The organism is Robinsoniella sp. (genome assembly GCF_034124845.1).
The window spans coordinates 1-8,083 of sequence record NZ_JAWYAJ010000170.1 but is presented as its reverse complement, the minus strand read 5'-3'; the positions used below and the strand labels follow the sequence as shown (position 1 = coordinate 8,083).

At 40.0% G+C, this 8,083-nt stretch carries 6 protein-coding genes; 2 read left to right on the top strand and 4 right to left on the bottom strand.

Annotation, left to right across the window (positions count from 1 at the left end; genetic code table 11):
- The coding region (locus ACH2DQ_RS08095; protein WP_395026294.1) for a glycoside hydrolase family 3 C-terminal domain-containing protein at positions 1–386 on the bottom strand (386 nt) is incomplete at its 3' end.
- 333 nt (positions 387–719) lie between these two features.
- On the opposite strand from ACH2DQ_RS08095, the gene ACH2DQ_RS08090 reads away from it, so the two are divergent.
- Positions 720–1,610 carry a helix-turn-helix domain-containing protein gene (locus ACH2DQ_RS08090; protein ID WP_394911774.1) on the top strand — a complete coding sequence of 297 codons (891 nt, stop codon included), beginning with the start codon at positions 720–722 and terminating at the stop codon, positions 1,608–1,610.
- A gap of 223 nt (positions 1,611–1,833) precedes the next feature.
- Here the strand turns inward: ACH2DQ_RS08090 and ACH2DQ_RS08085 are convergent, their stop codons facing one another.
- Both ACH2DQ_RS08085 and ACH2DQ_RS08080 read right to left on the bottom strand, forming a co-directional pair.
- Positions 1,834–3,627: an ABC transporter ATP-binding protein gene (locus ACH2DQ_RS08085; RefSeq protein ID WP_394911773.1), complete on the bottom strand. Its 1,794-nt coding sequence runs from the start codon at positions 3,625–3,627 to the stop codon at positions 1,834–1,836.
- Positions 3,624–5,363, bottom strand: coding sequence for an ABC transporter ATP-binding protein (locus tag ACH2DQ_RS08080; RefSeq protein WP_395026291.1), 1,740 nt, complete (start codon positions 5,361–5,363; stop codon positions 3,624–3,626). The genes ACH2DQ_RS08085 and ACH2DQ_RS08080 overlap by 4 nt, the downstream gene beginning before the upstream one ends.
- A gap of 310 nt (positions 5,364–5,673) precedes the next feature.
- On the opposite strand from ACH2DQ_RS08080, the gene ACH2DQ_RS08075 reads away from it, so the two are divergent.
- On the top strand, positions 5,674–6,624 hold the full coding sequence (locus tag ACH2DQ_RS08075; protein WP_394911771.1) for an Rpn family recombination-promoting nuclease/putative transposase: 951 nt from the start codon (positions 5,674–5,676) through the stop codon (positions 6,622–6,624).
- Positions 6,625–6,768: 144 nt separating this feature from the next.
- On the opposite strand, the gene ACH2DQ_RS08070 is transcribed toward ACH2DQ_RS08075, so the two are convergent.
- On the bottom strand, positions 6,769–8,083 hold a 1,315-nt coding region (locus tag ACH2DQ_RS08070), incomplete at its 5' end, for a leucine-rich repeat domain-containing protein (RefSeq protein WP_395026288.1).

Below are 8,083 nucleotides of genomic sequence, written 5' to 3'. Positions count from 1 at the left end.
CTGGCGTTTTTTACCAGCTCATCTGTGAGTTGCATATCCTTTTGATGCCATGGTTCTGCAGCCCATCCGCCTCCACCATCATCAGCAGGGTTTGCAGCTACCCACTCTTCATATTGTCTGACCAGTTCCTCATTTAGTTTTATTTTCCTGTTCTGGCGGAGTCCATCTATAATATTGCAGACATATTCTACATTTACTGCACCACCTGAACCTGTACCGCTTCTATAATAATCAAATTGACACCTTCCAAAAACAGAAACTGCCTCATTTTCCAAAACGGGCAGCATATTATTTTCATTTTTCAGCAGGACCGCTCCTTCTGCGGCTGCAATTCTGCTGTATTGTGCCAGTTCCGGCAAGGGGACTCCTATTGTACTTTTACTCATATTGATACCTCCGGGTTATTTTTGTAACAGTTCAGACAGCATGAACTGTTACTTACTTTTTACATTTTTCTGAAATCAGTATATCGTATTTTTTTGTTATATGATATAATAATTCCATTCAAAAATAGCAGTATTTTGTCTTAAGCTCCTAAACATATTTAAAACCATTTTTGAAATGTTCAAACCAAATGTTCAAATATTGGCTTTCATTTTCAAATTAAGAGAAATGTTTGAAAGAAAATTATAGAAAGGCTGCCATGGTGTGATTCTTTCAAACTGCTTTAATATGGCAGCGTGTTGAAGGTATGCCTGCAATATGCAGAGGGTTTCAATTTGATTCATTACTGGAAAGAAGAAAATGTATATATTGATGGGGTTCCATGCCTGTTTTTGTGTCACCTGGAGAAACGAAATCAAGCCGGAATGGTATATCCGGCACATTACCATGATTATATTGAATTGCTCTATGGAATATCGGGTACATTTAAAGTGTACTTAAACGGCTTTTATCATACCTTTACCGGAGGTGATCTGGTATTAATAAACTCTCATGAGGTTCATCAGATTGATTCCCTGTCTGAAGACGGAGGACAGTATATTGTTGTGCGGTTCATGCCTGATTTCATATATAACAGGATGTCTCAAAACCACTTTGAACTGGAGTACATCCTGCCGTTTATTACAGAAGATGCAAGACACGAAAAGGTAATTTCCTATTCCGAAATCCAGGACACCATGCTTCCTGACCTGTTTCATAATATTATGACAGAAAATCATGTCAGAGACTACGGTTATGAGCTTGCCATTAAGAACCATATAGGCAGTATTTTCTTATGGATACTGCGTTATTGGCACCGATCGGGAGAGCATCCGGAAAATTACAGACAAGCAGACCGCCAGCTGTATGAGATGCTAAATCCAGTCTTTCATTATCTGTCGGTTAATTACGAAAAACCAGTCAGAGCTTCTGAAATGGCAGAGCTTTGCAATCTCAGTCCCAGTTATTTTTCAAGGTCCTTTAACCGGCTTATGGGAATGAGTTTTAATGAATACCTGAACTACATCCGTGTAAGTGAAGCAGAAAAATTGTTGATTTCCACTCCTCTGAGTATTACCGAAATAGCAGTAACCGTTGGATTTAGTACCTCAAGTTATTTTATTAAAATATTTAAGGTATATAAGAATCTCTCTCCGAAGCAATTTCGGAAGACTTTGCTGAAGTAAGGAATTATTTCAATGTCGTATTGGTGTTCCAAAAAGCAGAGTGATGCATTAATTATTATAAGTTATATCATACTATCATATTTAATATTATTTTATGCCTGACTCCGCCCAGAATCATCTCTTTGATATTGTAGAGAATACATTGATGATTTCTCGGGGGGAGCCAGGCTTATGGTATTAAAACAGTATTTAATACTTCATATCTTTTAATATCTTTTATCTTCTAACCTGCATTATTTTGTGCAAACTGGCTATTATACAATTTTTCATATAATCCTTTTTTACGGATTAATTCTTCATGTGTTCCAACTTCCTTGATATCACCCTCCTGCATATACAAGATCATATCTGCATCGCGGATCGTGGAAAGCCGATGGGCGATCACAAAACTGGTTCTGTTCTGCATAAGCCTTGCCATGGCTTTCTGAATCAGCACTTCAGTCCTGGTATCAACGGAACTGGTAGCCTCATCCAGTATCATAATCGGTGAATCGGATAAAATTGCACGGGCAATGGTCAACAGCTGTCGCTCTCCCTGGGCAAGGTTTGCTGCTCCTTCAGCCAGAACCATCTGAAATCCACCCGGAAGTGCTTTTATAAAATGATCTGCATGAGCTGCCTTAGCCGCATCCATAACTTCCTGATCGGTAGCATCCAGCCTTCCATAACGGATATTTTCCATAACTGTCCCCTGGAAAAGCCAGGTGTCCTGCAAAACCATACCGAAAATACTCCGAAGAGGTTCCCTCCCCATTTTCTGAATATCAATGCCATCGATCAAAATATTGCCGCTGTTCACATCATAGAACCGAAGCAGCAGGTTAACCAGCGTCGTTTTACCGGCTCCGGTAGGTCCAACGATTGCAACCTTGCTTCCGGGCCTTACTTCCAGCGAAACATCTTTGATCAGTGTTTTATGGGGAAGATATCCAAAACTTACATGGCTGAACGTAACTTCGCCCTTAATGTCATCCGGAAAAACCGGATTTTCCACTTCCGCTATCTCTTCTTTTTCGTCTAAAAATTCAAATACACGGTTCGCAGCAGCAGCCGTAGACTGCAGAATATTCGTAATCTGTACCGTCTGGGTTATGGGCTGGGAAAATTGCCGTAAATATTGAATAAATGACTGTATCATACCTATGGTCAAAGCTCCCTTAATGCACAAAAAACCACTGATTACGGCTACCAGTACATAACCCAGATTCGTCATTGCCTGGGTAATCGGCTGCAGAAGGCTGGACAAAAACTGTGCTTTCCAGCCAACCGCATAAAGCGTCTCATTTGTATCTTCAAAATCCTTGATAATATCCGGCTCTTTCCCATAAGCACTGATTACCGTGTGTCCGGTATACATTTCTTCAACATATCCATTTAATTTCCCTACGGTTCCCTGTTGCTCCTGGAATAAATACTGGGATTTCTGTGCTATTTTCATAGAAATAATCAATGCCAGCGGAACCGTTATAATTCCGATCAGGGTCAAGGCGGGACTGACTACCAGCATCATAATCAAAATAAAAACGGCAGTGGAAATCGAGGTCAATATCTGGTCAATAGACTGTTGAAGCGAAGTGGAAACCGTGTCGATATCATTGGTTACCCGGCTCAATATATCCCCGTATGGGTTGGTATCAAAGTAATTAAGCGGAAGCTGTTTTAATTTGCCGTCTACTTTATTTCTGAGGTCAAATATTGTTTTCTCTGACACCCCTACAATGATAAAAGTGCTCAGATATTTGAATATACAATACAGTAAATAGATCACACTAAGCACAATCAAAATCGTTATAAATTTTCTGATACCGGCAGAAACAGGCATGCCATCTATTACGATACCGGCTAATGCATCCGTTGCTTTTCCCAGGATAAAGGGGCCAAGGCTGTTGAAAACAGAAGCCACTATAATAAACACAATTGCACAATAAAGCCCTTTTCGGTAAGGCTTCATAAATGAAAACAGTCTCCTGAAAATCTTCATGATATTAATCGTCTTCACCTGTTCCTGTTCACTCATGCGCCTGCCTCCTCTTCACTTAACTGGGAATGGACAATCTCCTTATACACTTCACACGATGACAGCAATTCTTTATGGGTCCCCATACCCACAAGGTATCCGTCTTCCAAAACCAAAATGCGGTCTGCGTTCATAATCGTGCTGATTCTCTGGGCTACAATAATAACTGCTGCATCTTTGGTCTCATCTTCCAAGGCATGGCGCAGAGCCAGATCTGTCTTGAAATCCAGTGCAGAAAAACTGTCATCAAAAATATAAATTTCCGGTTTTCTGACAATGGCCCTTGCAATTGCCAGCCTCTGCCGCTGTCCACCGGAAACATTGCTGCCGCCCTGGGTTATTTCTGTTTCAAATCCATCTTCTTTCGCCGTAATAAATTCATACGCCTGGGCGATTTTAGCCGCATCCTCAATCCTGTCTTCTGAGGCAAATTCATCACCAAACTGGATATTACTCTCTATCGTTCCCTTAAACAGGAAGGATTTCTGGGGAACATAACCGATTTTTCTGCGTAACTCCTTTATATCATAGTCCTTTACATCCATTCCATTGACCAGTATCCTGCCTTCCTGTGCATCATAAAAACGCAGAATCAAATTGATCAGAGATGATTTTCCACTTCCAGTAGAACCGATAATCGCCGTAGTTTCCCCTGGTCTCGATTCGAAAGTTATATCATGGATAACCGGCTCTTCAGACTCCGGATATGAAAAAGTAACATGTTCAAATGATAAAAACCCTTTCTTATCCCCCATCCCTTCTTTTGGATTTTCTGTAACAATCGTAGCTTCTGTGTCCAGTACCTCATTCACTCTGGATGCAGAGACAGACGCCCTTGGATACATAACGAAGATCAGAGCCAGCATCATAACGGACATCATAATCTGCATAACATATTGGATCACCGCAATTACATCACCGGTTAAAAGAGGGGTTCCATTCACCCTGGTAATCTGATATCCGCCAAATGCCAGCAGTGCTACATTGGTGCCATAGAGCACAAGGCTGAGCACAGGAGTCAGCGTCCCCATAATTCGCTGCATGCGCATAGAATTTTTCATAAAGCTTTCATTTACATCATAAAACCGGCTGGCCTCATGCCCCGTGGTGCCAAATGCCCGGATAACCCGGATACCTGTGAGTTTTTCCCTCATAACCAGATTGATTTGATCAATTTTCGACTGCATAATCTTGGACAGGGGGATTGACCGCAGTGCAATCACAAGTACTGCTGCTATCATAACCGGCATAGAAATAAACAACACCATAGACATGGAAGGACTTTTTAAATATGCCAGAATGACGCCTCCCACACACATAACCGGTGCCATCAGTACAATACGAAGAAACATATTCATAAAATTTTGTACATGGGTAATATCATTATTGGTCCTGGTAATGAGGGATGACGTGGAAAACCGATCAAACTCAGCACGGGAAAAATACTGAACTTTGGTAAATACCTCACTTCTCATTCTCCGGCCAATGCCCATAGATACACGAGCCGAAAAGAAACCCGTTGCAATATTGCAAAAAGCTCCCAGGATTGTGAGAATGAGCATAGCACCCCCGGTTCGGATAATAAATGCTGCATCACCATTTGGAATTCCTTTGTTAATAATATTCGACAGATAAGCAGGCAATCCCAGATTACACAGTACCCCGCCAATCACCGTCAGCGCAATAAAAAAAACCGCCGCTTTAAACTTGCCCAACTCTTTAAATACCTTTTCCATAGGCATGGTTCTCCTTCTACAAAAATCTAAAGTATGTTTCCTAAAGATTATCTTTTCTTACTTGTAGTATTGCTAAAATTGTAAAAATTATCTATTCAAGTTATAATTCGAAAATATTATCTTGATATTTGCAATCTTATATTGTATAATATTAAAAACGTAATACATAGTCACTGTTTAAATATAAAATTCTCATTTCCTCTAAAGTTTCTGTTTTTCTATCGTACATGTTCCGTACCCAATCCCTTTAGTGCAGAATCCATCATATTTCTATGTGTCTGTGTATTTCCCAAATGAAAAGGAGGTCAACATGACGCAAGAAAAAGACTTATTTATTAACCAGTATCTGGAAGACCCTGAACATTTTGCAGATATCTATAATGGAACGGTATTTCAAGGTAAACAAATTATCAATCCGGATCACCTTTCCTCTGCGGACGGAGATCTGTCCATTCTTATTCCGGACAAAACCGGGAGAAAAAAAGCAGTCAGACGCTATCGTGATGTAGTAAAGAAAACACACTTCGGAGTACAGTTTGCCATTTTAGCATGTGAAAACCAGACAGATGTAAATTATGCCATGGTAATACGTTCCATGCTGTACGACGCCTTAAATTATACCAGGCAGGTACAGGACATAAAATCCGCTGGCGATGGCAGGCATTACAAAAATTCCGGTGAATTTTTATCTGGTATGTGTAAATCAGATAAGCTGGTTCCCGTTGTAACTTTGGTTGTTTATATTGGAAAACAGCCATGGGATGCCGGCAATTGCCTTCACGATCTCCTATCCTTTGCTCCGGAAATGAATGAGCTGAAAGCAATGATACCCAATTATACAATCAATGTCCTGGATGCCAGAAGAATAGATCAGTTAGATCAATATCATACAGGATTAAGAGAAATCTTCGGTGCATTGAAATATGCAGAAGACAAACATGGCATAACACGCCATATCAAAGAAAATCAGAAACGGTTCAGTCAGCTTGATCTTCAGACTTTTGAGCTGATCCATCTGCTGCTGGGTGAATCAGACAGACTGGATACTTTAAAAAATATAGCAGTAACAGACAAGAAAGGGGTTTTTAATATGTGTAAAGCTTTTGATGATATCAGAGAAGAAGGTATACTGAAAGGAGAAAATAGATTTGCTGCTCTTTCCCGCTATTTACTACAGGAAAACAGAATTAAAGACTTAATGCAGGCTACCACAGATCTGGCGGAGAGAAATAGATTGTATCAGCAGTATCATTTATTTTGATTGACAGTTCAATATCATTATATGACTGTATTATGGAAGGCAGTTATAATTTGTACTTCCGGCATTCGTTTACCATCAAGTAAAATGACTTCAAGAAATATATTCTTGAATATATATCCTTGAAGTCATTTTGATCAACTTGAATTATTTTATTTTAACATTACCTGACTGCCCTTTACCACTGAAAACTTTCTTATAATCCTTTACTTTCTTATTAGGCACATCAATAACCGCTTTTGTAGAAATTCCTTTCAGGCACTGGCTCCCTGCTTTATTTAATTTGGAAGATTTTATTTTTATGGTCTTTAGGAGCTTATTTCCATAAAAAGTTTTCTTTCCGATGGTTCTCAACCCGCTGCCAATGGTGATACTGGTAAGTTTCGTGCATTTATAGAATGCCCCATCTCCTATTGATTCAACGTATTTCCCAACAGATGCTGCTTTTAGCCTGTTATTTCCCTTAAAAGCATTTTTGCCGATGGAAGTTACCTGAAAGGTATAACCATTTAATTCAACTGTATCCGGTATTTTTACAGATGACAGTGTTCTTCTGGATGGTTTTACCAACATTACTGTTCTACTGCCGGCTGTTGATTTTGTTACTTTATATATCAGACTTCCTACTTTGTGGGAGGAATTCTTAACCGGTAATGACGGCTTCACTACTAAACTTTGAATAGATTCCTTTACTGCTTTTACCGCTTGATCTACCGTTGCCTGCAGTTCCTTTACTGGCTTCGCATCCGCCAGTGCTCTTGCTACCGTAAGGGCATTATCAAGAACATGCAAAGAAGCTTCTGTGTATTTACTGCGGTCCACCTCCGATGCCAGTTTAATCGCCGAATGCAGTTGTGATAAATCTGCATAAACAGTTTTTTCTTCCTCCTGTATTTCTTTCAATCCGCATATTCCAGCCAAAAGATTTTTAACTGCTTCATTAATTGCACTCTGATCGGTCAAATCCACTTGTTCTGCTTCTATAATGGCTTTCCATACTTTGTCATAGGATTCTTTTGTGTATCTGGATCTATCCAAAGATTTCGCCGCCTTTATCGCTTCCATTAGCACTTCTGTATTTACCGGCTGATATTCCAACAGTGTGTGCTGAGCATCTTCAAGCGCTGCATATGCTTCTTCTAATTCCATTTCTCCTACATCAGCGGCTTCTTTCTCTAACAACTCCTGTAGTTCCTCCAGAAGCAATTTTACAGGTGCATAAATCTCCTGTGGGTACTGCCCTTCCATTTTTCTGCACAGTTCAGCCAATACTTTAATTTCCGAAACTCTTAATATCTCTGCCCGTTTTGTAAGACCTTTCACGGCATTTAGAAGTTCTGCTGCCGCTGCATCGACATCTGCCTGCATAGCTGCCGGATTAGCACTTATTATTCTTGCATTTTCCAGAGCCGTAAAGTATGTTTCCCAACTACTGGCTGTTGTATTTCCCTGCTGATATTCC